This is a genomic window from Actinomadura oligospora ATCC 43269 (assembly GCF_000518265.1).
GTDB classification, from domain to species: Bacteria; Actinomycetota; Actinomycetes; order Streptosporangiales; family Streptosporangiaceae; genus Spirillospora; species Spirillospora oligospora.
Window position 1 is genome coordinate 30,844 of the sequence record NZ_KI912413.1, and the last position, 24,880, is coordinate 55,723.

The window sequence follows — 24,880 nt, forward strand, 5'->3', positions numbered from 1 at the left end:
TGAGACGAAATCACTGGCGACCAGCGGCTGGACGGACGGCTCCGGCGTACTGGTTCTCGTAGTAGGAGTTGCCGCGCCAGCGGGTGATTTCGACGGTGCGGCCGGTTTGGGGTGCGTGGATCATGCGGTTGCCGTCGATGTTGAGGCCGACGTGGTGGATGGTGGCGGGGTTGCCGGGGTTGTTGGCGAAGAAGATGAGGTCGCCGGGTTGGAGTTGGGTGCGGGGGATGTGGGGGCCGTCGTGCCATTGGGTGTCGGTGGTGCGGGTGATGGGGACTCCGGCTTTGGCCCAGGCGTATTGCGCGAGGCTGGAGCAGTCGTAGCCGACGGTGTGGGCGCCTTGGGCGATGCCGGTGCCGGGGCCGCTTGGTCCGCCGCCGCCCCAGGAGTAGGGGACGCCGAGTTGGGTCATGGCGGCGCGGATGGCCAGGACGCCGCGGCCTGAACCTCCGGGGACGCTGGGCTGGCCTGAGGTGTCTTTGACCAGTTGGGTGCAGAGCTTGTCGGCGTCGGCTTGGAACTGCTTGGTGATGTCGTCGGTGCTTGGTGGGTGGGGAGCGCCGTGGAGCGTGCGGGTGATCTGGGCGAGGGCTTTGGCGCGGGGGAGCTTGCTGGCGGCGGTGGTGATGAGCCCGGCTCGGATCTCGTTCTTGGTGCTGGCGGTGAGGTGCGGGGTGGCGGTGCCGTGGGTTCGGACGATTTTGGTGGCGCGGGGTTCGTGGTGGGCGTAGGCGGTGGGGGTGGCGGATTTCTGGACGGCTTGGGCGGCCTGGGTGAGGGGGAGGCGCTGCCAGTCGTCGAGGTGGGTGAGGCGGGAGTAGAAGGCGCGGGCGGCGTGGTGGGGGTTGAGGATCTGGGTGCGGGTTCCGTAGCCGCTGGTGGGCTTCTGGTGGAACAGGCCGAAGGACGTGCCGTGGTCTCCTGTCAGGTCGCGGCCGAGGTCGGATTCCTGGAGGGCGGTCGCGATGGCGATGACGGCGGCACGGGTTGGTAGGTGCTGTTCGGTGGCGGTGTGGATGATGACGCGGGCGTTTGCGGCCTGGGCGGCGTCCAGCCTGAGGCGGTGAGTGGTGCGGGTGTCTTCGGCGATGTGGGGATCGGGGCCAGGGTCGGTGGCGTAGTCGCAGATGGTGGTGGCGGTGTCGGGCTGGTGGGTCAGGTCGTTGAGGTGGGAGCCGCCGGAGGCGGCGCCGGTGACCACGGCGACGCCTCCGGCCAGGACGCCGCTCGCGGCGGCGAGTTTGATTCCGGCTCCGGCGAGGATCACGACGTGCGTTCCGGCGTGTTCGAGGTCGACTGGGGCCGGGCGCGGGTGAGGGCGGCGAGGCGGCAGCGTGTTGAGCCGATGTCGAGGGGGAGCCAGAAGCGTCCGGCGGGGGTGTCGTCGCCGGGGTGGACGAGCGGGGACGGGCAGGCGGTCGCGATGGGCAGCCGGTGGGCGGCGGGGCGGGAGGCCAGGCGGGCGCGGAGGTTGGCTTCGCGGCGGGGGCCCTGGAGCCAGAACAGGATGGGTGTGGTGATGCCGGTGGCTTCGGTGAGGGCGGCGTAGCCGTCGAGCTTGCGGGCGACCTTGTCGAGGGTTTCGGTGCCGGTGTCGTACTCGAGGAAGAAGTCGAGGTGGTCGCCCTGGTCGGTCCAGCGGCCGTAGGCGTCGGGGCGGGCGTGCTGGCCCCAGATCTTGGTGCAGCGGTGTTCGGCCCACCAGGCGTCCAGGCGGGCTCCGGTGGTGTGGCGGGCGGTGTGGGCGAGGTTGGTGAAGAAGCCGTTGACGCCGATGGTGTGGTTCAGGCGCTGGGAGTAGGCGATGGCCAGGGCGTGGGAGCGGCGGTAGCCGAAGTCGGCGGGGTCGGTGCCGTCCTCGGCGGCGAGGATGGCGGCTCCGGCCTCCCCGAGGACGTAGTGGAAGGGGGCGCTGCCCGCGCCGACGGGCCGGTTGGGCTGGAAGCGTTCGACGACGCTCATCTCGTGCAGGCGCAGCATGCGCTTGCGGGCGGTGTCGTCGGAGTCGAAGGCGATCTGGGCGATCTGCGGGGCGGTCAGGACGCGGTGTTCCCAGACCAGGCGCAGGACGTGCCGGTCGCGGCTGGTGATGCGGGGCGCGAGCGCGGCCAGGACGGCGGGTGTGTAGCGGCGTGCGGGCATCAGTCTCCTTCGTTGGGTGTGAGGCGGGGATCGTCGGGGCGTGCCGCCGCGGTTTCCGGGCGGCGGCCGTGGGCGGTGCTGGCGGCGGCGCGAATGCGGTCCGCGTGTTCGCGGTCGGGTTCCGGGAGAGGGCGGGTTCGCAGGGTGAACGGGGGAGTCTCGGCGGCCTTGACGACTAGGCGGGCGGCGGCCTGGAAGGCGGCGAGGCTGGCCAGGTCGTGCGCGGACAGTGTCGGCCGGAAGTGGGTGGCGACCGTGGCGGCGTCGTCGGGGGAGAGCGCGAAGTAGATCTTGTTGCGGGCGTCGGAGGAGATCGCCTGGCGCAGGGCGCGGGGGAGCTGGTCGAGGTACTGGTGGGCCAGAGTGAGCGAGACGCGGTAGGCGCGGGCCTCGGCGAGCATGTCCGACAGGGCGTGCGGCAGGGTGAGGAAGTTGTGGCACTCGTCCACGTACACGGCGGCGTGCGCGCGGGCGTGGCCGAGGCGTGCGCGGCGGGCGGCGGCCTGCCATGCCTGGGCCAGGATCATCGAGCCGAGCAGGCGGGCGGTGTCGTCGCCGAGGACGCCCTTGGGGAGCCGGACGAGCAGGATGCCGCCGTCCAGGATGTCGGTCATGTCGAAGGTGGATCGGGCCGATCCGAGCACGTCGCGGACGAACGGGCGCAGCAGGAACGCGCGCAGCTTGTTCATGATGGGGCTGGTGACGTGGGCTTGGGCGGCCTCCGACAGTCCCTCGTACCAGTTCCAGAAGCCGCGGAGCAGCGGGTCGGCGAGTCCTGCGGTGAGCCGCCGCCGGTAGGCGGGGTCGGTGAGCAGGGCGGGTATGTCAGCGAGGGTGCCGCCGCGCTGGGCAAGGGTGAGGCAGCAGCCGCGCAGGATGTCGTCGGTGCGGGGTCCCCAGGTGTCGGCGTAGATCTTGCGGAAGATCCCGACGAGGTTGTCGGTGGCCATCGCGATGTCCCCGCCTCGGTGGGAGGTCTGCAGGACGTTCAGGGCGGGACGGGGATGCCGGTCATCGGGGTCGATGAGCACGACCCGGTTCGCGCAGTCTTCGGGGAGCAGCCCGAGGAGATCGGTGACCAGGTCTCCCTTGGCCTCGATGACCACGGTGCCGCGCCCGGCGCTGGCGTCGGCCAGGATCATCTGGGCGAGCAACGTGGACTTTCCGGTGCCGTTCGGGCCCATGACGTGGACGTGGTGGACGGCGTCCGCGACGCGCAGCCCGACAGGCCGGGTGCTGCCTGCGTCGGAGTCCCCGAGGGGTTTGGCGTCGGGGCCGTGGCGGGCGATCGCCGAGGAAGGCGCGACGGAGTGGGCTCCGGCGCGGTTCAGCCCAGGAACGGTGTCGTCCAGCGGCAGGTGCGCAAGGGCGGCGAGCTCTGAGATCGAGACCAGCTGGCCGCGTCCCAGGTGACGTCCGTTGAGGGCTTGAGCGGGACGGCGCAGGCGGCGGCGCTCCAGCCGGTTGTGACCGGCGTAGACGGCGAAGGCGGAAGCGATCGCGTGCGCGCGTCCGACGACGGCGCTGCGGCGAGCCTCTTCGGTTTCGGCGTTGAGGGGACGGTCGGTAGGCGCGGCGGCTACGGCGTATCGGATGGCGATCGCGTAGCGGGACTGGGCGGCCTTGTCGGCGGCGGCGCGTGCCTGGGCGGCGTGCTCGAGCTGATCGGCGCGGTCGGTCATGTCCCGGCCTTTCGGCACTGACACGCGACGGTGGACCGGCCCGAGGAGCGTGAGCAGGGCGCGAGCATGACGTTCGACGGCCAGCAGGTCCAGGGAGGCCAGGCGGCGGCCGGTCGCGGGACGAGCCAGGATCTGCACGCAGGAATGCTGGCCGTAGGGCATCGCTGACGCCGCGCCGATCAAGGCGCGGAGCGGGTCGTTGTTGTGGCGGTCCTTCAGTGGAAGATGCTCGCCTCGCGCCAGCATCAGCCAGCCGCCGGACGTCCATCGCGACGGTGGCACTGGGACGGCCTCGTCGACGGGGATAGTGGTGGTGCGGGCGGACGGCCAGGCGGCTTCGATAGCGTGCTCGGCCAGGCCGTCCGGCACGTTGGCGGGTACCCAGAGCCGGATGCGGATGCCGCTCGCGTCGAAGGCGGCGTACTCGAACGCCAGATGCGGCTGCCCGAACACCACGCGAGCCCAGGCCGGGCGCAGCAGCCCCATCAGGTTGCTCCACAGTGCGTGCGCGCTGGCCAGGTCGGCCTGCGGAGGTGGCTGGATCTCGATGCAGCGGCTTCCAGCGGCCATCCGCCGGTGGCGCGCGCGAAGGACGGCATACCGGGCCACGTCTGCGGCGATCAGGAGCGGCGCGACGATCAGGTAGTGGCTGTACAGCCAGGACAGCAGCAGCCGGGGGACGAACCAGGGGTCAGGGTTCACAGCAGGTCGTCCTCCTGTTCGTCCAGGTCGGCGAGCTCTGCGGGGTCGGTCGTGGCGATGCGGGTTTCGGCGTCGCTGGCGATCACCTGGAACGCCACCCGCTGGGATCCGGCGGTGAGCAGGCCGCGTCCGCGTTCGGCCGACAGCAGCAGGCCGCGTTCGCCGTCCGACAGCGCGAACGCGTCGGCGATGACGTCGATGGCCTGCGGGGCCTGGCGGAGCAGGATCTGGGTGGCGGCGTTGGCGACCACGGCCTGGCCGAGGTCGGAGCCGAGCAGATCGGCGGCGTCCTGGCTGATGACCGCGAGCCCCGCCCAGTGCTTCCGGGCGGCCTTGGCCATCCGGTACAGGAACTTGGCCCCTTCGGCGTCGCGCATCAGCAGCCACGCCTCGTCCACCACGATCAGCCGTGGACGCCGGTTACGCGGGTCGGACACCCGCCGCCAGATGGCGTCCAAGGTCATCAGGGTGCCGACCGCCTTGAGCTCGTCAGGCAGGGCCCGCAGCGAGAAGACGATCAGATGGGAGTCGGGACGGGTCGTGGTGTGCCCGTCGAACAGCGTCTTGTGGCTGCCGGAGGTGAACGGCGCGAGCCTGTCGGCCAGCGAGCGCGCGTGCGGGTCCGGATCAGCGGCCAGGGTCTTGGCCAGGTCGCCAAGCAGCGGCGGACGGCGTCGCCACGTGCGTGGGTCGGCGGTGATTCCGGCGAGTCGGTAGGTCTTCAGGACGGCGCGGTCCAACGCCGCCTTGGTCGCGCCGTCCATCGCCTCGCCGAGCAGGACGGCCAGCAGCGTGTGGATGAACACCGCCCGCCGGATCAGCGCATCGGACTCCGCACGCGTGCCCACAGGCAGATCGAACGGGTTGAGCCGCACCTCCGGCGCGCCCAGCCGCAGATGTGCCCCGCCGACCGCGCGCGCCAGACGCCCGTACTCGTCCTCGGGATCGATGACCGCGACCTCGACCCCGGCGTACAGGTTCCGCAGCGCCTCGAGCTTGGCCAGGAAGCTCTTGCCCGCACCCGAGCGCGCCAGGATCACGCTGTTGTGGTTGTCCTGGGCGAACCGGTCCCACATCACCAGCGACGCCGAGTCGGCGTTCACCCCGTACAGCACCGGATGCTCACCAAACTCGGTGTTCAGATCGGGCGAGGTGAAAGGGAAGGACGCCGCGAGCGCTGCGGTGTCGAACGCGCGCCGCAGCTTCAGCCGGTCGGTCCCGAGCGGCAGGGTGCTCGTCCAGCCCTGCAACGTGCGGAAGGTGGCGGGCTTGGCGTCCAGCAGGAGCGACGCCGCCAGCGTGCGGACGCGTCCAACCTCGGCCTCCAGCCGCTTCAACGTGGGCGCGTGCACCGTCAGGTACAACCCCACGCGAAACAACCGACCCTGGCCACGGGCGAGCTGGGAGGCCAGTTCGTAGGCGTCCTCGGTGGCGGCCTCGGCTTCGAAGTCGACCAGGCGGCCGTGATCGGCGTCCGCCCGGCTGGTGGACTCCAACCGGGCGAGCTGACGGCGCAGCCGATCGGCGGCCACCAGCGGCGGGATCGGCTCGACGTGCACCGACACGTCCAGCCGCCCGGGATAGGTGAGCAGCGGCTGCAACCAGCCCTGGCCGACCTCGCGCGGATAGCCGACCACGGCGAAGGTGGTGCACAAGCTGCCGTCCAGGCACAGGTGACGGGGCGCGATCTCCACTGCAGGGGACGGCACCTGCGACGGCTCGGCGACGTGACGACTCAGGCGGATCACAGCTGGTCCTCCTTGAACAGGCGGGCGGCGGTGACGGGCTCGTTGGGCGCGGCCAGATCGGTCAGACCAGGCGGCATGCCGGGGTCGAGGCATCCGGCCAGAACGGCGGCGGCTTGTGCTGCATCCAGCACGCGGGCGGTGACCTGCGCGGCTCCCAGCGCATGAGCGGCGTCCTCGGCGCGACGCAGGACACGCCCCGCGGCCCCGGCGACATCCCGGCCACCCGGGGCATCGTGGGGTTCGCGCAGCACCAGCAGAACTCGGCGGCGCAGCAGATCGCGCGACGCGCCCAGGCGCTCAAGGAACGCGGCGTGCTCCAACGCCCCGCGCTCCAACGCCGGATGCGGCAACGCGGGCGCGTCAGCACGCAGCCGCACGATCGCCGGACGCAGATTGACGCGCTCGGCCACCACGACCACCTGGACGGGATGGGTGAGCGAGTTCAGCCAGCGCCCGAACGCCGCCACCAGCGCGAGCTGCTCCTCATCCGTCCGCAGAGCGAAACTGATGGTCGAGCAGTCCACGATCACCGCGACGCCGTCGCCGCCCAGGTCCAGCACCCCGTCCCGGCGGACGGACCGGACCGGCAGATTCAGCACGCCCGGCAGCGGCTCGTCCAACCGAGGCCCAAGCTCAGCCGGGCCAGGCACACCCTCGGGAGCGAACACCTGACGGCGCGGCATCCGACTCTGCCGCCAGGCCGCGACCACCAACTGATCCAGGCCGACCCCATCACGCCGAAAAAGCGCCAGCGCAGCACCAACGGTCACCAGCGGCACGACGCACGCCAGCGCCACCGTCTGCGGGGTGACCCGGGACGCGACGCCGTACACCAGATAGGAGGTCACGGCGGTCACCGAAAGAATCGCCAGCTGCCGGGCCGTCAGCCCCCAGAGCAGCCGGTCCTCCCGCTCCAGATCAGCCGGGATCAGGACCCGAGTGTCGTCGTGCATCACGCGCCCCTCCCTCGGCGGCTCGTCCGGGGTAGCGGGCCACGCCGGGAAGACGGGCGCGCCTGACTGGATGCCGAACCTGACGCGGATCTCGGCGGCGGCTGAGGCGCTGGTCGAGGCGTCGGCCGGGGTGAAGGTTGGCGAGGAGGCTGCGCCTGCCCGCCCGGCTGCGCCGAAGGCGACCCGGGATGCGACTGGTAGTACGCGGGCTGCGCCCGGAATGGCCGAGGCCCAGGCTGCCGCGCCTGGCCCCGGCCACCGCCACCCGGTCGCCCTCCTCCGACGCCCGGCCGTCGCCCTCCTCCACCCCGCCTCCGGCCCGCGCCGCCGAATCGACGGTGGGCACGGTTGACCTGGTAACGGATGTAGAAGAAGGTGCCCGCCCGGCTGACAGGGCTCCGCGGAGCGGCGCCTTGGACGACCAGATGCCACACCCACACCGGAACGCGCACCAGCACGTACAGCAGGCAGATCACCAGGACCATGTCCCAGAACTGGCCGTTGTCGCTGAACGCCCTGGACCCGTCCGGCGTGAACAGCACCTCGACCGCGATGAGGAACACCAGCGACTGGACGACCTGCGTCAGCAGAACCGCGACCAGGATCCGCCACCACACCCGCGCGATCGCCTCGGTCTGCGGCAGCGCGTGGCACGCCAGCGCCAGGGGAGCCCCGACGAGCAGCACCATCAGCACCATGACGCGGATCGCGTAGGTGGCCGCCAGGATGCACGCCAAGAACGCCGCGACCAGCACCAGGATCACCAGGAAGACGGCCCCAGACCTGAGGTGATGGCCGAGCCGGTCGGCCAGGACCTTCGCCGCCGCGTCCGGGTTGACGCCCGGCCCTGCCAGCGCCCGCGCCAGAGCGTTGGCGAAGTGCACCGGCTGCTCGACGATCTCGCTGCTGAACTCGGCGGTCACGAACGCCACCACCAGCCGGGGCGCGACGTCTTTGACCGAGTAGGACGTCTGCACCGTCTCGTGCCCCATCAGCAGCAGCCCACCGGCCACCAGCAGCAGCACGAAACAGGCGTCGGCGATCCACAGCGACTGCCGCCACGCGGCCTGGACGCGCGGAAAGCGGGCGAACTCCGGGGTCTGGATGAGGTTGTCACCCATCCCGCCGAACGCCCACTTGACCGAGGACCGCGCGAGCGACAGGAACCAGGAGTCGATCGCGCCGCCGATCTTGCAGGGCATGTCCAGCGGGTCGCACTTCTTGTCGTCCCCGGAATCGGACGAGGAGCCGTCGCCGGGCGACCCACCATCCGAGCCAGGTGACGACGGGCTTCCTGCCCCGGACGACGGCGGCTGAGGAGAGCCAGAGGGAGACCGGCCGGTCGACGGCTCCAGCGACGGCCTCGGCTCGGGCCCCGGAGACGGCACGGGATCAGCCGGTTCATCCACCGACACCAGACGCGCCTCCAGCACCGCAGGCCCGTGCAGGACTACGCCCAGCCCGATCAGCACAGAGACGACCAGCGGACTGACGACGCACAACCGCGCCCGACACGAGAGCCCCACGATCAGACCCCCACGATCTTCTTCAGCGCGGACACCAGGACCGGGGCCAGAGCGGCGATGCCGTAGCCGATCGCGGCGCTGCGCAGCGTGTTCTTGGCCTTGGCCACCTCACCGGGATCACCACCGGCCAGCAGGTACCGCAGGCCGCCGAACGTCGCCATCAACGTGGCCAGCCCGACCAGGAACCCGATCAGCCAGGTCCGCAGGTTGTCGATGATCTGCCCCAGCCGCGCCTTGGGGTCGTCCTGACCCGGCGGCGGCGCGAACGGAACCTGAGCACGCGCGGCCATCGCGACCACCACCAACAGAGCCGCCGCGATCACCAAGACCGCCAGAACCCGCCACACCCGCCGACCATGCCGCGACCACCGCCCACCGCTGGGGCGCAGCAGCCCGCATGGTTTTAGCCGCCCTGCTGGTGACGACAGCGAGTCGATCGCCAGTCCCGGACTTGAAGAAACCTCACTCGCCCGGTCGGAAGAGCACTTCTGCGACGGAGACAGATCGACGCGTTCACGGCCTCCCAGTGCCAGAGCATCCGCCTTGTCGGCCGACGGCCGGAACGCGCACTCCGAAGTGTCCAGCGGAGAACTGGAGTACTCGCCACCGGCTGAGAAAACGAAGGCCATCAGATGCTCCCGACGACAGGAAATGCGTCTCGGTCACCTGTCTAGGAGTCGCCATTGGCAGATCTCTGGCACCACTGATCCCCACCGACGGGACCACGCACCCGCAGAAGGTCCGCCAGAGGCTCACACCACGCCGTTCGCGGGGCTGCCAACGACCCGCCAGAGCCGCCTCACGGCTGCCAGAGCACCGCCAGACACCGGTGATGGCCTGGGCTCAAGCGTCCACCAGCGAACTCGCGCCGACCCTCCGCGTATCACCCGCGGCGGTTCGCGGCCGAGATTCAGCGGGCGGACATGAGACCCACGAGAAGGACACGCGAACCATGAGCAAGACACTCCACCCGGAACTGGCCAAGCATCACCACAGCGACACCGGCACCTTCGTCTTCAGCCCGCCCGTCACCAGCAACCACAAATCCGAAACCACACAGAGCGACCCGGCAATCCGCGTTCTGGCGCTCGACACCAGCCCGCAGGCATCCGCCCTTCTGATGCTCTCGGTCGACGGCGACATCCCGAAATTCGACCTCGCCATGTACACCGACCGCCCCGCCGATCGGCCGCGCATGTTCGCCCACCTGGCCGTCATTCAGCAGCGCGCCATCAAAGCCGGAATCCCGATCCTGCGCGTACCGGCCACCGGCCCCGCCGAACCCGCCATCCACGACAAGATCCGCGAGATCCTCGGCTTCCCGGTGCCGCGTCCCGTCCCGCCCGGCGTCCACGCCGAACTCGCCTGGCCCGTCAGCCTCGACACCATTCACCAGGCCACCGACTCCACCCAGCGCTTCGTCCAGCACACCTTCCCGCTGCTGGACCTCGGCTGGGCCCTCGGCGACTGCCAGGGCTACCTGCGCTCCCTCAGACTCGACGCACCCAAGCACGACCTCCTCGGGCGGGAACCGTCATGACCATCCCCTACGGCGCAACCTTCCGTCTGGGCTGGTACTCATGAAGCTGAGCCGCTCAATGCGTCGGGTACCGTCACACGGCCCAGCGGCGAAAACCTCCCTCGGAGTTGATCACCTGCCCGGTGATCCAGGCGCTGTCATCACTGGCCAGCCACGAAACCAAGCGGGCAACATCAGCCGGACGGCCCCAGCGTCCCTGCGGGAGAGCACGCCCTACTCGCTCGGTGAGGTCGGGGTCTGCCCAGCCGGTGTCGACGGGCCCGGGATTGACCGCGTTCACCGTGATTCCCCGGCCGATGAGCGCGTCGGACAAGCTGAGGGTCATCTGGTGGATGGCGCCCTTGCTGATGGCATATGGCAACTCCTGGCTCATGGGGCCCAGATGCTGTCCCGAGGTGAACAAGTTGATCCGGCCGCCGGCCCGGTCATCGTTGTGAACGGCCGCGAACGCCTGAGTCAGCAGAACGCTGGCCCTGGCGTTCACCGCCCAGGTCAGATCCAGTTCGGCCGCGGTGACCTCGGCAAGGTTCTGGCTCGAGCTGCGGGCGTGGTTGGCGACCAGCACATCCATCGTGCCGAACGCCTCCACCGCAGCGTTCACCACCAGCTGAGGCGCCTGGGCGTCGGCGAAGTCGGCGGCGACATGCCGCAGACGAGGTCCCTCGCAACCCAGCAGCTCCACGATCCCGGAATCCCCTCCGAGATCGGCGCCCCAGGGTTGGTCGGCATCATGCGGCGACCACGAATGCACCAGCACGGAGGCACCAGCAGCGAGCAGCTCAGCGGCCACCGCGAAACCGATCCCCGCTCTGCGGCTGACTCCGGTCACCACAGCGACCCGGCCGTCCAGTGCGCCGACCGACGATTCTCCCACTTCACTGCCATGCACTCCGCGAACGTTAGCCGCGGGCTACACCGCACGCTGAGCAGTTTCCCCAGGAAACGGCGTCCTCCCACACCATGCTGCCTTCGCATTGAACCGGACAACGGCGCCCTCGCTGGAGATGAACCACGATGAGACGGCCCTATTGGCGCAACGACACCGTGACCCTCCACCTTGGCGAGGCGCGGCAGATTCTGGCGGGCCTGCCGGATCACACAGTCGACTGTGTGATCACCCGCCCGCCTGTCTACCGCCCCGGTGGCAACCCAATGGCAGGGCGCATCGGAAGTGAGGAAACGTCTGCCGCCTACCTGGTTGCCTTGCGGCAGGTGTTCGCCGAGATCTACCGCGTTCTTGCCGCTGACGGCACCTGCTGGATCAGCCTCCGCGACCACCGCCCTTCCCCTGCCGCCGGACGCGGCAACGCCAGCGGCACCAGCGGCGGTAGCCTGCTCGGCTTGCCCTGGCAGCTTGCCCTCAGTCTGCGCGCGGACGGCTGGATCATCCGCGACGCGATCGTCTGCCTCTGCCCCACCTCATCCCCGGACGGCGGCTGCTTCGCTGGCCAGTACGAAACGCTGTTCGCACTGGCCAAACAGCACAGCCACTGGTTCGCTCCACCGCGTGGCGACGAAGGCCACCACGGATGCCGCACCCCACGCCGCCCCAACACCCACTGCGGCCTATGGCCGCTCCCGACCGTCCGTCTCCACGACGGGCGGCACCAACCAGACGTGTTGCCACCGAGACGGCAACACAGGGAAGTCAGTGGCAACACCAGCGGAAATACCTGGACCTCCGCTGCCGCACCATCCGGCGGTCGACCCTCGATGGGAATCCCGGTTGGCATCTCGATTCGTTGCGTTGCCGCTGGATGCCGTCCTGGTGGCACGGTGCTGGATCCGTTCGCAGGAACCGGCAACGTCGGCGTCTCGGCGCGGCACCTCGGACGCCGCTTCATCGGCAGCGAACTGAGCCCCTGCCGCCTGAACGCCACCGACCACCGCAACCTGCCACCGGTCGACTGGAATGGCTAAAGCGGCACAAGAGCCCCGCAGCGGACCCGCCACAAGGCCACATGTCCCTTGCCAGAGCCCCCCAGAGCCCCCTTCGCCTTCCTACGATGACAAGCCCGGACGACGTCGTCGACGCTCCCTGGAATCGCGGGTCGAGTTCGTCACCGTCGCCGACGCCGCGGGTGATGAGCTCGACGCACGACAGAACGCCGCGATCCTGGAGGTCCTACGATGGCTGATCAGGCAGCGGGGAACGTGAGATTTCCCTGGCAAGAGTCCGAGGACGTCGACGCCGCGGTGGAAGCCACCGGCATGGCGATGCCGGTGGCTTGGCTGGGCCGCACCTCTACCGATGATCAACAGGACCCGACTCTCTCCCTGCCACGCCAGCTCAACAGTGCCCGCAGTGCGTTGCCCGCCAACTGCACGATCGTCGCGCACTTCTACGACGTCGAATCCGGCCGGATGGCCATCGAGGATCGGGGCCGCGGGCACGCGCACGAGGCGTTCGATATCCCCATCGCACGTGACGGCGGCATTCAGGATCTGCTCGCCGAGGCCAAGCGCCCCGACCGCCGGTTTCTGGCGGTGGTGTGTGAGTCGGTGGAGCGGGTCGCACGCCGCACCTACTTCGGCACCAAGATCGAGTATGAGCTGGAGCAGGCCGGGGTCATGCTGCTCGCCGCCGACGAGCCCATTCCCGACTTCGGCAAGCCCTCCACAGGGCGAGCGCGGAAGCGCGCGACCCCGACTCTCACCCGTCGGGTCAAGCAGGCCGTCGCCGAGTGGTACGTGCTGCAGATGCTGGAGCTGTCTTGGGACGCCTTCTGCGAGCACACGGAGCAGGGATGGAACGTCGGCAAGCCTTGTTACGGCTACAGGGCCAAGAAGGTCCCGCACCCGGTCGCGGCCAAACGTGCTCAGGGGTGCACCAAGTCCCGACTGATCCCGCATCCGGTCGAGGGGCCCACCGTCACCAAGATCTTCGAGATCCGCGCAGTTCTCCGACTCGGCTATGACGCCATCGCTGACCGGCTCAACGCCGATCCTGAGAGGTACCCCCCGCCGACGCCGGTTGACCCGCGCCGGGCTTTGGGGCGGTGGAGCGGGTCGGCTATCCGGGAGATCCTTGTCAACCCCAAGTACACCGGTTACATGGTGTGGAACCGTCGCGCGACCAAGAAGGGCGGACGCTGCAATCCGCCGAACGAATGGGTCTGGTCCCAGCAGCCAGTCCATGAACCCCTGGTGACCAAGGTGCGCTTCCAAGAAGTCACGCCGATCGGCAAGGCCCGTCAAGGATCGCGGTCCGTGGCCAGGGCGAATCACCAGCCGCAAACTCGTCGCGTCTATCAGCTGCGCTCCTACGTGATCTGCGAGCTGTGTGATCGCCGAATGCATGGCAAGACGAGGAAGCAGATCATGTACCACGTGTGCGAGCCGGACCGTCGTCACCATCGTGACCGCCGCCAGTGGTATGCCGACCACCCCATGGCCTTGTGGGTGCGAGAGGACGACCTTATGAAGGTCGTGGAAGAGGTGTTCGCCGACCACATCTTGGGGCCCCAACGTCAAGCCGCACTACGGCGCGCGCTCGCCTCTTCTGAGCCCTCCCCACCTGCTGGCCATGAGCGGTTGAAGAACGAGATCGCCGAACTAGAGCGGCGGTGCGACAACCTGGTGACGCAGATCGAGGACTTCAGGTCGACTGGGGACGAAGAGATCGACGCGGAACTCAGGGAGCGGCTCCGTGTCCGCTACGCCGAGGCGGCTCGGCAGCGTAGGCAGAAGGCTTCCGAGCTCACATCGATGGATTCCGGGGCGACGGCGAACTCCCAGGATGATCCTGCGCTTCTGGCGGAGCTTCCGAACGTGTCCGTGGCGCTCTGGAAGCTCCCCGATGGTCTGCGGAGGGAACTGTTCGACAGCTTCAACCTTCAGCTTCGTTACCGGTACTTGGAGCATGAAGTGACCGTCCGAATCACGGTGAAGGAGAGCGCAATGCCGACGATCAAAGCGCTGATCGAGCGATCGACCGCCCCGGACGACGGTGAGGCACCCCCTGATCCGGTCACCCCTCTTCCTGGTGCCTTGCCGGGGGCACCACACACAGGGGAACCGCCCGCCCGACCACCGGCGCGGGCGGTTCGCGTTATGGCGGATGCCGGGATCACGTCGTCAGCGACGCGGGCCTGATCTTCGATGGTGGCCCCGGTCAAGGTCACCCGGCATTGAGCGACGCGTGTGCGCTTGTCAAAGCTGATCTCCAGACGGAAGGCGTCGAACAGCTTCCGCGTGATGGAGTCGGGCAGCAGGCTGATGTCGACCGGCCCGGCGGGCAGCACGTCGAGGAGCTCGGGTGAATGCTGCGGCGGCAGGGCCGCCTCCAGTTCGGCGAGCTCCGTCCGTTTGGCTTCCCGGTCGGCGGCCAGCTCCAGAGACCGGATCTTGATCAGGCGCAGCGCGCCCAAACGTTCACGGAACTCCAGCGGTCGAGCGGCGGCTGGGAGGCGATCCCAACAGCAGGAACGCGAGTGATCACGAGACCCCTGAGCTTCTCTGCTCGCGGGGTCTCGCCGTGACTCGCTGAGGGGCGGGCCCGGCCTGCACACGTGGAGCCGCACGCGGGGCGGAGAGGCTCGTCGTACTCGTCCGCCTCCGCGCGCGCGGAGCCCTGCTTCCGCTTCTGCTTGTGGGGTGGTGTGTGCCGCACCCCCGACGGGGTCGGGGAAGAGGACCGTGCGGCACGCGGTCTAGATGGAGGCGTCCTTCTCGGCCTCCGGCGTGGGCTCGGGACCCATGCGACGGATCGCTTCTGCGACGATCTCCAGGTACTCGGTATGCGCCAGGTTCTCGATGATCTGGATGCGCGCGGGGAAGTAGCCGAAGGCCCTCAGGCGGCCAGTGAACGCCGCTTTGACTTCTTCCCATGCAGCGTCCAACGCAAGCAGGATCGGGAGCGTCTCCGCGTCCTCCAAGGCATCCGCTGCGTCGGCGCTGGCGAGCACGGAGATCAGTTCGCGCATGCGATCCGAGGATCGTCCGTCCGCCCACGCGACATCCCAGACGCGTCCCCATGCTCCGAGGACCACCGGTACCAAGACGGCGGGGTCTGCGAAGCGGGTGGTGCGGTTCCTGTACGAGCCTTTGGCGTTCATCGCACGCCGCCCGTGTTCAGCGTCCAAGCGATCAGACGGAGCACGCCGTGCAGGTCGACGACAGGACCGAGCGACTCACGTTCGGCGGTGCGTGTCGTCCAGACGTAGCACCACCTGCCGCGCTGGTAGTCGACGCCGACCCTGACAGGCGGGATGCCGACGACGGACAGCGCGACGGCGTCCTGCTCGCGGACTGCGCTCATTCCGAAGCGCGGGGCTGCGTCTTCCATCGCATGAAGCGCCTGCGCGCGAGGATGGCGCGGACGCGACACAGGAGGCGTCGGTGGGTTTGCGGCTTGAGTCTGGACGGTTCGCGCGGTCCCTGCCGCGTGCCGTCCGCCGCGCCGTCGTGCGAGGCGCATGCGGAACCTCCGAAGATCGCGAGTGAGAAAGTGCGGCCTGTCGCACGCTCCGGGTCGGTGTGACAGGTGCTCTGCGTAGAGGTGAAGTTAGAGCGCTGTCACGGACGGCGACCGTACAATTTGTGTGGGTCGTGCTTTCTCAAGGCGGGGATTCTGTCGCCGATGACCAACAACGCAGAGATCGGACGTCGCGTCGCCTACTGGCGCGAGCGGCGCGGCATGACACGTCGGCACTTCGCCGACAGGGTCGGCCGCTCGCTCAGCTGGGTCGAGAAGATCGAGGCAGGCGAGCGGGGGCTGGTTCGCCTCCCCGTGATCGAACGCGTGGCCGATGCACTCCAGATCTCATGGCGCGTCCTGGTGGATGAGGAAGAAGCCGAGCGAGCACGCCGAAGCCCGGACGCTGCCGAGGTCACCGCGATCAAGTCCGCGCTTGCGATGTACCCCACCCAGCACACGCACACGGACCCCGTCCATGCACCCAACCTCGGCAGCCTCTCAAAGCAAGCGTCTTACGCCCTTGAAGCGTTCTTGGCCTCAGACTTCGCAGTGGTGGGGAAAAGCCTTCCGAGGCTGATCGCGGATGGGCAGCGCGCGCTTCATACGCAGGAGCAGGAGCAGCGCGAAGCCGCTGCGCTATTGGTCTTGATCTACAAGCTGGCCAGTTCCACCCTGCACAAGTTCGGCGCTCACGAACTGGCGTGGCTTGCTGCTGATCGCGCCATGTCCACCGCCCGGCTCGCCGACGACCCGGTATCGCTCGCGCGTGCGGGGCGTTGCGTCGGCCGGGCACTGATGTCGGCCGGACTCATGCACGAGGCATTGGAGCAGCTCCGAGCCACGGCAGCGGAACTGGAACCCGCTCTGGCCGACGCCTCTTCGGATCTGCTCTCGATGGTCGGCATGGTGTGGCTTGCGGCCGAGATCGCCGCCGCACGTGCCGGGGACGCCGACGCCGCACGCGCCATGCACGACAAGGCTGAAGCGATTGCGCGGCGACTTGGTCAGGGCTACGAGGACCGCAGCACCGCCTTCGGTATGGCCAACGTTGGGTTGCACCGCGTGTCAGCGCTTGTCCGGCTCGGGGACGGAAGAGCCGCACTGGCCGCCGCTCGCCGCATCGAGCCAGAAGTGCTCTGCCGGCTGCCACGCGAGCGCAAGGCCAACCACCTGCTCGATCTCGCCGAGGCGCACAGACGATGCGGCAACCTCGACAACGCTGTGACAGCGCTCTGGGAGGCGGACAAGACTGCACCCCAGGAGGTACGCCGCCGCCCCATGACCCAAGAGTTGATCGCTGGCTTGTGGGAGTCACAAGACCAGATCAACGGAACGGCGCGCTTGCGACAACTGGCGGGCAACGCTGGACTACCAGTGTGAGCGACACAGCTTCCCGCCCCGTCTTGTACGTGATCGTCTGCGCGGCCGGACCCGCCACCCATGTCGATCGGCTCGTCACCCAAGCGCAAGTGCGTGGCTGGGAGGTCTGCGTCATCCCTAGCCCCAACGCCGTTGACTTCATCAACGTTGCCGCGCTTCAGAAGATGACCGGGCATCCTGTCCGCTCGCGGTACCGCAAACCCGGTGAGTCCGGAAGCTTGCCCAAAGCTCAAGCCGTCATCGTCGCGCCTGCGACCTACAACACCCTGAACAAATGGGCGCATGGGATCGCCGACAACTACCCCCTCGGGCTGCTGGCCGAACTCGTACCGCTCGGCATTCCGACCGTGGTGTTGCCGTTCATCAACTCCGCCCTCGCGGCGAACCCGGCGCTATCGCGCAGCATCTCCGAATTACGCGCCATGGGCGTGCGCGTGCTCTACGGTCCGGGCGAGTTCGAGCCGCATGCACCAGGCACCGGAGGTTCCCGGCTAGACGCCTTCCCCTGGGGCCTAGCGCTCGACGCTGCCGAAGACGCTCGCAGAGGCGCCTCCCCGACACAGGGATGATCAGGCCGGCCTCGACGAAGCCATGGGATGCACCGAGAGCCGGGCGTCGACGGTACTGCCGGGGGGATCTCTTGCTGACCCTCGACCAGATGCGCACGGTCAACCGCGCTCTCGACATCCCCCTTGGCCTGCTTGCCTGGGCGATCCCAGCGAGAGTGAGAAGAGGACGACCCCACGAACCGCAGACAGTTCGGCACCATGGCGCTCCTAACCATCCTGCCGATTCCTCGCGCCGCCAGCGCCATCGACGAAGGGACAGCGAGGACGCTCACCGCCATCACCGGCCAGCAACGGCGACTTGACGCCGTGCTCCGGTCTCAGGACCTCATCGACGGCGTGAGAGCGCACCTCGACCTGGCGCTCAGAGCTCGCCAGCACCTGGCCACCACGCAGCCAGCATCGCGGCGGCCGTCGGCGAAGCCGCCGGATTCGCGGCGTGGCTGTCCATGGACATGCTGGACCTCGGCAGCGCACGCCGCTTCTACCGGAAGGCGATCGCCAGCGCGAAGGACGCCCGGAATAGCCTCCTCGCGGCGTACATGACGGGCAGCTTGGCCGCCTTCGAGATCGACGCCGCCGCCGATCCCCTTCTCGGCCTGGCCATGCTCAAGGAAGCGCGGACGTTCCTGAACCGAGGCCCCGAGTTCAGCACGCCCACCGCCTGGTTGGAGTCCCTGGAAGCACTGGCGCACGCCTCCGGGCCACGGCGCGACGAGACCGCCGCCACCCAAGCTCTGACCCGAGCAGAGCAAGCCATTAAGGCGGCCGACGGGCCACCCCCGTGGCCGTGGGCGACCACGCCAAGCTCGCACGCGCACGTGCATCCGTCGCTGTTCGCCTCGGACAAGGAGAAGCCGCGGCCCGAGCCTTTGCCGAGTCGCTGCCATCACCCCAGCCAGCACCGAAGCAAGCAGCCGTGACGACCGTGGAAGTTGCTACGGCAACCTGCCAGCGCGGCGAATCTGAGGACGCTTCCCGCCTCGCCCTCGGTGCCCTCGACACCGGCATTGCCCTGCGGTCGGAGCGAGTCCTTCAATGAGCCCGTCAGTTTCGCTACGACTACTCAGGGCCGACCACCCGACCATCACTCGCTTCGACGATCGCCTCAGGACCACACTCGTGTAGGGAGAGCCATGCGCATCGCGATCTCCGGCCACCGCCTTCTGCCTGCCGAGACCGAACTGCTCGTCGGCCAGGAGCTGGACAATCTCCTCACCGCTCAACCCGGCCCGATCGTCGGGATCTCCTGCTTGGCCGATGGCGCCGACGCGCTCTTCGCGCGGGCCGTCCTCGCTCACAGCGGTGAGCTGGTGGCCGTGGTCCCAGCGTCGGAGTACAGAGACTGCCTGCCCGAGGAACACCACGCCACCTACGACCACCTCCTGTCAGCTGCCGAGGAAGTTCGCAGACTGCCCTTCACGGAGTCGGAGAGCAAAGCCCACATGGAGGCCAGCAGGCTCATGCTCACGCTCGCGGACGAGCTGTGGGCAGTCTGGGACGGGAAGCCCGCACGGGGCTATGGCGGCACCGCCGACGTTGTGGAAGCAGCACGTCATGCAGGACTCCGCGTGAAGGTCACCTGGCCGGACGGAGCCTCGCGAGACTGAGCACTGCGATCGGTCGTCGCCTCGCGGCTGGGCTCGCCCTCCCAGGGGCTGTCTCGAAGCCAGGTGAGCCGTTCGCGTAGGGCTGGACGGCCCCGGCGCGCCACATTTCGCGGCCGCCAGAGCCGCCGATCTCAAGAAGGTGAGCATCGAGATCCACCCTGGCCTTGACTGCGCCTCGGCCACCGTTGAAGGCTGCATCTGTGCACCTCAACATCGTTCGCGTGGTGGTTCTAGGGTGTGGGGATGGAGTTGTGGGGGCGCGGCTTTACGGGGACCCGTGTCGGGCGTGTGGGTTCGACTGGTCGTTGAGCCCCGGCGGCGCGGTGGCGCTGGTGCGGGACGTGCCCGCGCGGTATGGACGGCTCGTGGAAGGGCGGCGGGGCGACGAGCGGCATCCGGACCTCGCCTGGAACGTGGCCGCCTATGTCAGCCACGTCACCGACAACCTGCGCAACTGGGCCGAACGCCTCGTCGGTGCGCGCCTGACCGACGTGAGCACCGTCCCCGGGTACGACCCGGACCTCCTCGCGCGCGCCCGTGGCTACAACGAGATCTCGCTGGCAGGGGCGTTGTGGTCGCTGCGCGGGGCGGCGGGGGCTTGGGCGGAGTCGGTGTCCCTGGCCGAGGAGGACGGGACCGTTCTCGAACACGCCGGGCGCGGTCCCCAGCGCGCCGAGGACGTCGCTCGCAACAACGCGCACGACGCTGTGCACCATGCCTGGGATATCCAACGCATCCTGGACTGTCGACGGGATGGGCGCTAGCTAGGCCGCGGGGCTGACGTGCGAGGGCGGGCATGTAGTCCGGCGGCGTTGCAGGGAGCATGATTCGGCGGTCACGTACGTGGCCCCCACTGCCAGAGCTTGGGCTCGGCCTCTTCGCGGAGTGGCCGAGCCGACTGTTTCTACGGCTAAGGGCGGGCGACGACGCGGGCCGTCGGCGGCGTGGACCGCGCCGGGAACGGATCAGCGGGATCGCCATGAACAAGGGCTTGAGGGCGTGGATGTCGTGAGTGTTGGCGGCCGAGGCGGCCGAGACGGCAACCACCAGCGGCATCACGGCGGCATCGGACAACACGATCGACCGGATTGGGACCGGTCAGCGAACCCCTTTTTCGCACGGACCGCGGCAGCGTCCACGATCGCCGAGGTCCAGTCGAGCTGCCCCCGCGCCCCGAGTTCGTCCAGCACCGCCTGGTGCAGCCTCGGCCACAACCCGGCCCGCGTCCAAGCCGTGAACCGGCGATGCGCGGTGGGTGCCGACACCCCGAACTCGGCCGGCAGATGCCGCCACGCGCACCCACTGGTCAGCACGTACACGATCGCCGTGAACACCGCTCGATCGTCGACCGGCCCGGTCCCACCACCCTGTCGACGCGGCCGGAACTGCGGCACCAACGGAGCCACCAGACCCCACAACTCATCCGGAACCAACCGCAACGCAAGATCCGACGCCACAACCACCATCATGCAGCAGGCCACACCACAACCACATGAGACAACTCTTAGCCCGACAGCACGTCCACGGAGCACTCAGCTGCTGCCTTTCCTCTATCCGGGGGAAACCGAGGGGTTGTGGTGACAGGATGCTGCCATGGTGCTTCAGGTGGGGGTCAAGGCGCTCCAGAGGAGACGAGATCAGCTGCGCGACTCTGCGGAATCAGTTGACTCGAACCCCGCCCTCGGAGACGTGGCCACGGTCTGTCTCCTCCTGTTCTACGCGGCCGAGTGCGGGCTCAAGGAGCGGCTGCTCGTCCGGCAGGGGCACCGCGACTCTGCGGCCCTGGAGCCCACCCACAACCTTCGCAGACTGGCCAAGGAACTGCGGCTGCCTCGGGCCATGGGGGCACGCCTCGACCGGCTTGAAAGTTGCAGAATGCACCCGCCCACGCGTGGCTCCGTTGCCCTCGCTGATCTGCATCAGGTTTGGCGTTATGGTGCAAAGCTTGACTCGGCGGATGAGAAGGATGCCCAGGAAGCGCTTCGCGCTCTGATCAGCTGGTGCGAGCAGGACTAGGGGTAGGAGTATGAGGTCGTGGCCGAACTAACTGATCTGGAGAGGCTGGCTCCCCCGGAACGTCTGTTCACTTGGGTGGATGTGGAAGAGCACCTGGCTCTCCTGGCGGCAGCGGACCGGTGGCCCTGTTGGCTGCAAGCGGCGGATGGGTGGTGGGACGGCCTCGAGCTCGTCGCTTCCCCCGGTACGGATGCCGAAGAGGTGAAGCAATGGTTGGACGAAGCTTTCGGAGCGGGTTCGACCGAGTGGTGCGACGGCACGCTGGTGCTGGGGCTCGACGATCCGCGTGCGACGGAGTTTGTCGGCCTGCCCGTCATGCTCAGCCCCGAACCGGAGAACGTGAACCAGCCGCGCCGTGTCCCGCTGCTACGCGAGAAGCACATCACTCCGCAGTTGGCGCACCCGCTGGAAAGGCCCATCGACGAGTCCTTTGCCAGCGACGTACAGCTGGTGGCATTCCACTCATTCAAGGGCGGAGTCGGGCGCACGGTCCACGCGGTCGCCATGGCTGACGCCGTGGCCCAGCGCGGCGGCAGCGCCCTGCTGATCGACGCCGATCTTGAGGCCCCCGGAATCACGTGGATGCACAGAGCCCAGGGGGGGCAGCTCGACTTCTGTTACGAGGACCTGCTCGCCCTATTGCAGGGAGGCGAGGACGGCAGCTGGTCCGCGGCCGTGGACATCGCCGCCGCGTACCTGCCGAATCAGCAGGTCGGACGGTACACCAACGGCGGGCGCGTGACCGTGGTCCCAACCAGCCGGAGGCCGCTGCTCGGCCCCCCTCGGATCGACCCGGCGGATCTGCTCACGCCAGGCCGATCCCCATACTTCCTGACCGAAGCACTTGCGGCGCTCGCCGCCCGTGTCGGCGCAGACACGGTCGTCGTAGACCTGCGTGCAGGAGCGACCGAGTTGTCCGCCCCGGTGCTGCTCGACCCCCGTGTCCAGCGCGTTTTCGTCACCACCCTGAGCCACCAGTCACTCGCCGGAACCGAGAGACTGCTGCGACAGCTGGGGCACCGGGCACCGACGCTGCAGGGTGTCGACCCGGCGAGCTCCGTGATCATCACTCAGTACCGGCAGGATGTGCACGAGGACCAGGCGGAACGCGCACGTAATGATCTGGGCAGCGCGCTATTCGCGTCGCTCAGACGGCCGGACGATAAACCAAACGCTGAGGCTCACGACACTGGCGAAGTAGACATTGACCTCCTTTCCCAGCCCCTGCTCAGCCCGTTTCGAGAAGAGCTGCTCGCGCTCCCCTCCTCCTGGGACGCTGTGATGCGAGTGCTGGAGAGTTGCAAAGTAGCCGAGGCCCTAGAGCCGATCGTGTCCACTCTGGTCTCTCCGACTGCACCCGACACAGAGGAACTGTTGGAGGCCGTCGATCACACCACGCTGCGCAGCCGACTAGCGGAGACCGCTCGACGGTTTATCTACGCCGAACGAGAAGGCATGTCGTCGGCCAGTGGCTTCCTGGCGACCGATCCGCTGCGTAGGCTGCTGGGAGATCACCGTACAGAACCGCCATTGGCGCTCGTGGTGGGCGCCAAGGGCGCAGGCAAGACCTTCATGTACGCGAAGGCATGTGCAGCCCGGTCGTGGGACAAGTTCGCCGAGCAGTCCGGCATTCAGGGCGTTCAATTGGCCGTGCCTGTGGTTCCGGTGCTCGAGTCGGACAATCTGGAGTATGACGACCTAACGACGCAGGACTTGCGGGATGCGTTCGTGGCAGCGCACAGCGGGGAGTCAGGCCAGGTTGCCACCTCTCAGGAAATTAAGGACCGGCTGAAGGCGGGGCTCACGACCCTCGACGCGCAGGACGAGCTCCAATGGCGGCACTTGTGGCTCGAGTGCCTGGCTATCGCGGCAGGCGTACGGCCGCCGGACAGTAGCGGCGCGGAAGCCGCCCTCACCGAGCTCGGCAGGCGTGCGCGGGCAGTGTTCGTCATCGACGGGCTCGAGGACCTGCTGCAGTCGCTCGACAACGAGTCCAAGCGCACGGCACTGCGCGTGCTGCTGATCGACGTTCTCGCCTGGCTGCGCTCGCTGCGGGGGCGCCCTCTTGGGCTGGTGGTCTTCGTCCGTCAGGATCTAGTGACACGGGCGGTGCGTCAGAACAGCGGGCAGCTCCTGGCTCGGTACGATCCCTATGCGCTGCGCTGGGACAAGGAAGAGGCACTGCGGCTCGCGCTGTGGGTAACCGCTCATGCCGGTGCGCTGCCTACCCCTGTGGCCGAGTCCCAGATCACCGAGCTGTCCTACGACGAGCTGGTGGAGACCCTCATCCCAGTGTGGGGCTGGAAGATGGGAACAGAGAAGTCCAAGGAAGCGCGTTCACACCTCTGGGTGCCCGCCGCCCTCGGGGACTTCAATGATCAGGTGCAAGCCAGGGATGTTGTCGTGTTTCTGGCCGAGGCGGCGCAGTTGTCTATTCCTCAGACGGCATGGGAAGACCGCGTGCTGGTGCCCGGGGCCATGCGCAAGGCACTGCTCGCGTGTAGTACGAACAAGATCGACTCGATTCAGCAGGAGAACCAGGAAGTTGGCGAGCTGCTGAGTCGACTTCAGCAGGTACGTCAGCCAGTGACGGTGCCCTTCGAGTTGGAGGAGGTGGGGATCCAGGTGCGGGACGCAGACTTCCTCGTGGACTCCGGAGTTTTCGCTCGAGGTAATGACGGTCGCTACTGGGTGGCTGAGATCTACCGGCACGGTCTGGGATACGGCAGTGAGCGCAGAGCGAAGGTGCTGGGGCGACGATGACAGCGTGAGCGCATCCGACTCGCGAGGTGAGCGAAGGCGGGCTGGTCTGCGGAACGGATGCAGCACACACGAGCATGAGAAACCTTGCGAACAGGTGGGAACTGCAGAGGACTGTTTTCCCAGGCCAGGTGCATGGTGTTTGTGTAGGTCACAGCCTTGATCAGAGAAAACTCCTAAAGCGGGTGTCGGGGGTGGGGGAGCGGTCCCATGTGTGCAGGGCCGTTCCGGGGGCACACAGAACAGGGGTGACGCCGGCGCTCTCCGAAGGCGGAGAGCGCCAGCTCACAATCGAGGTCCATCGCCCTCTCCCAAATCGCCGGAACAGCCGCAAACCCCGTCGGCCCGGTGCTGAGGGGGGCCGATGAAGATCCGTTCCTCTCGGCTCGACGACAGCGCCTGCCAGGTTGTCCGTGCCGACCGCCTCATCCGCGGGACGACCACTGCCGCAGTCGGCCTCCTCGCGTTGATCGCCGCCGTGGTCTCGTACCGCCATATGCACCGGCTCGCCCTCACCCACGGCGAATCCTCGCTGACTGCAGCCCTGATCCCGCTGTCGGTGGACGGCATGATCGTGGCCGCGTCGATGTCCATTCTCTCCGCGCACCGCCCCGGTGCCGTGAAGGCTGGCTTGCCTGGGCCCTCCTGATCATCGGCAGCCTCGCTTCTCTGGCCGCGAACGTCGCCGTCGCCGAACCCACCGTGGCCGGCCGCGTGATAGCCGCGTGGCCTTCCTTCGCCTTGGTCGGCTCCTACGAAATGCTGATGAGCCAGCTCCGACCCACTCGCGAGGAATGCAAGGTCGTGGAATCCGGATCTGGTGGCGAGCCCTCGGA

The 24,880-nt window shown here is 68.4% G+C and carries 22 protein-coding genes; 11 read left to right on the forward strand and 11 right to left on the reverse strand.

Translation table 11 applies throughout. The features are described 5' to 3' along the window. Positions 1 to 10: 10 nt before the first annotated feature. From P696_RS53530 to P696_RS0141785, 7 genes are all read right to left on the reverse strand, one after another. The gene (locus P696_RS53530; protein ID WP_051469137.1) at positions 11 to 1,267 is read right to left on the reverse strand and encodes a C40 family peptidase; all 1,257 of its coding nucleotides are present in this window, start codon (positions 1,265 to 1,267) and stop codon (positions 11 to 13) included. After that, entirely contained in the window at positions 1,264 to 2,142 is an 879-nt protein-coding gene (locus tag P696_RS56730) for a replication-relaxation family protein (RefSeq protein ID WP_051469139.1), read from the reverse strand. The genes P696_RS53530 and P696_RS56730 overlap by 4 nt, the downstream gene beginning before the upstream one ends. Next, complete coding sequence (locus P696_RS56735; protein ID WP_051469142.1) at positions 2,142 to 4,526, reverse strand: type IV secretory system conjugative DNA transfer family protein; 2,385 nt, start codon at positions 4,524 to 4,526, stop codon at positions 2,142 to 2,144. Before P696_RS56735 ends, P696_RS56730 begins: the two co-directional genes overlap by 1 nt. Continuing rightward, positions 4,523 to 6,274 (reverse strand): VirB4 family type IV secretion system protein, encoded by a 1,752-nt coding sequence (locus P696_RS51820; RefSeq protein WP_051469144.1) that lies wholly within the window; start codon positions 6,272 to 6,274, stop codon positions 4,523 to 4,525. Before P696_RS51820 ends, P696_RS56735 begins: the two co-directional genes overlap by 4 nt. Next, positions 6,271 to 7,227 carry a PrgI family protein gene (locus tag P696_RS0141775; RefSeq protein ID WP_026416977.1) on the reverse strand — a complete coding sequence of 319 codons (957 nt, stop codon included), beginning with the start codon at positions 7,225 to 7,227 and terminating at the stop codon, positions 6,271 to 6,273. The genes P696_RS51820 and P696_RS0141775 overlap by 4 nt, the downstream gene beginning before the upstream one ends. Beyond that, entirely contained in the window at positions 7,227 to 8,429 is a 1,203-nt protein-coding gene (locus P696_RS57190; protein ID WP_026416978.1) for a conjugal transfer protein TrbL family protein, read from the reverse strand. The genes P696_RS0141775 and P696_RS57190 overlap by 1 nt, the downstream gene beginning before the upstream one ends. A gap of 326 nt (positions 8,430 to 8,755) precedes the next feature. After that, positions 8,756 to 9,100 carry a pilin gene (locus P696_RS0141785; protein WP_026416979.1) on the reverse strand — a complete coding sequence of 115 codons (345 nt, stop codon included), beginning with the start codon at positions 9,098 to 9,100 and terminating at the stop codon, positions 8,756 to 8,758. A gap of 605 nt (positions 9,101 to 9,705) precedes the next feature. Here P696_RS0141785 and P696_RS0141790 point away from each other — a divergent pair. Further along, entirely contained in the window at positions 9,706 to 10,293 is a 588-nt protein-coding gene (locus P696_RS0141790) for a hypothetical protein (protein WP_026416980.1), read from the forward strand. A 73-nt stretch (positions 10,294 to 10,366) separates the two neighbouring features. Here P696_RS0141790 and P696_RS0141795 read toward each other — a convergent pair whose 3' ends face one another. Next, on the reverse strand, positions 10,367 to 11,182 hold the full coding sequence (locus P696_RS0141795; protein WP_211246017.1) for an SDR family oxidoreductase: 816 nt from the start codon (positions 11,180 to 11,182) through the stop codon (positions 10,367 to 10,369). A 125-nt stretch (positions 11,183 to 11,307) separates the two neighbouring features. Between P696_RS0141795 and P696_RS55475 the strand changes: the two genes are divergently transcribed. Both P696_RS55475 and P696_RS51830 read left to right on the forward strand, forming a co-directional pair. After that, positions 11,308 to 12,213 carry a DNA-methyltransferase gene (locus P696_RS55475; RefSeq protein WP_084339080.1) on the forward strand — a complete coding sequence of 302 codons (906 nt, stop codon included), beginning with the start codon at positions 11,308 to 11,310 and terminating at the stop codon, positions 12,211 to 12,213. 210 nt (positions 12,214 to 12,423) lie between these two features. Continuing rightward, a complete protein-coding gene (locus P696_RS51830) occupies positions 12,424 to 14,388 on the forward strand; it encodes a recombinase family protein (RefSeq protein ID WP_051469148.1) in 1,965 nt (654 codons plus the stop codon). A 557-nt stretch (positions 14,389 to 14,945) separates the two neighbouring features. Here the strand turns inward: P696_RS51830 and P696_RS0141820 are convergent. Further along, on the reverse strand, positions 14,946 to 15,218 hold the full coding sequence (locus P696_RS0141820) for a hypothetical protein (protein WP_026416983.1): 273 nt from the start codon (positions 15,216 to 15,218) through the stop codon (positions 14,946 to 14,948). A 128-nt stretch (positions 15,219 to 15,346) separates the two neighbouring features. Further along, positions 15,347 to 15,553: a hypothetical protein gene (locus tag P696_RS0141825; protein WP_026416984.1), complete on the reverse strand. Its 207-nt coding sequence runs from the start codon at positions 15,551 to 15,553 to the stop codon at positions 15,347 to 15,349. Between the two features lie 321 nt (positions 15,554 to 15,874). Here P696_RS0141825 and P696_RS58620 point away from each other — a divergent pair, with 321 nt between their 5' ends. The 5 genes from P696_RS58620 (at position 15,875) to P696_RS57195 (ending at position 20,032) form a co-directional block, all read left to right on the forward strand. Further along, the gene (locus P696_RS58620; protein WP_026416985.1) at positions 15,875 to 17,092 is read left to right on the forward strand and encodes a helix-turn-helix domain-containing protein; all 1,218 of its coding nucleotides are present in this window, start codon (positions 15,875 to 15,877) and stop codon (positions 17,090 to 17,092) included. 29 nt (positions 17,093 to 17,121) lie between these two features. Continuing rightward, on the forward strand, positions 17,122 to 17,661 hold the full coding sequence (locus P696_RS0141835; protein ID WP_342669066.1) for a flavoprotein: 540 nt from the start codon (positions 17,122 to 17,124) through the stop codon (positions 17,659 to 17,661). A gap of 446 nt (positions 17,662 to 18,107) precedes the next feature. Further along, a complete protein-coding gene (locus P696_RS53535; RefSeq protein WP_026416987.1) occupies positions 18,108 to 18,581 on the forward strand; it encodes a hypothetical protein in 474 nt (157 codons plus the stop codon). A 213-nt stretch (positions 18,582 to 18,794) separates the two neighbouring features. Continuing rightward, the gene (locus tag P696_RS0141845; RefSeq protein ID WP_211246018.1) at positions 18,795 to 19,268 is read left to right on the forward strand and encodes a hypothetical protein; all 474 of its coding nucleotides are present in this window, start codon (positions 18,795 to 18,797) and stop codon (positions 19,266 to 19,268) included. A 332-nt stretch (positions 19,269 to 19,600) separates the two neighbouring features. Beyond that, positions 19,601 to 20,032: a DinB family protein gene (locus tag P696_RS57195; protein WP_170026739.1), complete on the forward strand. Its 432-nt coding sequence runs from the start codon at positions 19,601 to 19,603 to the stop codon at positions 20,030 to 20,032. A gap of 291 nt (positions 20,033 to 20,323) precedes the next feature. On the opposite strand, the gene P696_RS0141855 is transcribed toward P696_RS57195, so the two are convergent. Then, the gene (locus P696_RS0141855; RefSeq protein ID WP_026416990.1) at positions 20,324 to 20,737 is read right to left on the reverse strand and encodes an IS5 family transposase; all 414 of its coding nucleotides are present in this window, start codon (positions 20,735 to 20,737) and stop codon (positions 20,324 to 20,326) included. A gap of 124 nt (positions 20,738 to 20,861) precedes the next feature. Between P696_RS0141855 and P696_RS0141860 the strand changes: the two genes are divergently transcribed. From P696_RS0141860 to P696_RS58985, 3 genes are all read left to right on the forward strand, one after another. Next, on the forward strand, positions 20,862 to 21,284 hold the full coding sequence (locus tag P696_RS0141860; protein ID WP_026416991.1) for a hypothetical protein: 423 nt from the start codon (positions 20,862 to 20,864) through the stop codon (positions 21,282 to 21,284). Between the two features lie 18 nt (positions 21,285 to 21,302). Beyond that, complete coding sequence (locus tag P696_RS0141865) at positions 21,303 to 24,047, forward strand: KGGVGR-motif variant AAA ATPase (RefSeq protein ID WP_245628022.1); 2,745 nt, start codon at positions 21,303 to 21,305, stop codon at positions 24,045 to 24,047. Positions 24,048 to 24,408: 361 nt separating this feature from the next. After that, entirely contained in the window at positions 24,409 to 24,693 is a 285-nt protein-coding gene (locus P696_RS58985; RefSeq protein ID WP_026416993.1) for a DUF2637 domain-containing protein, read from the forward strand. Positions 24,694 to 24,880: the final 187 nt, after the last annotated feature.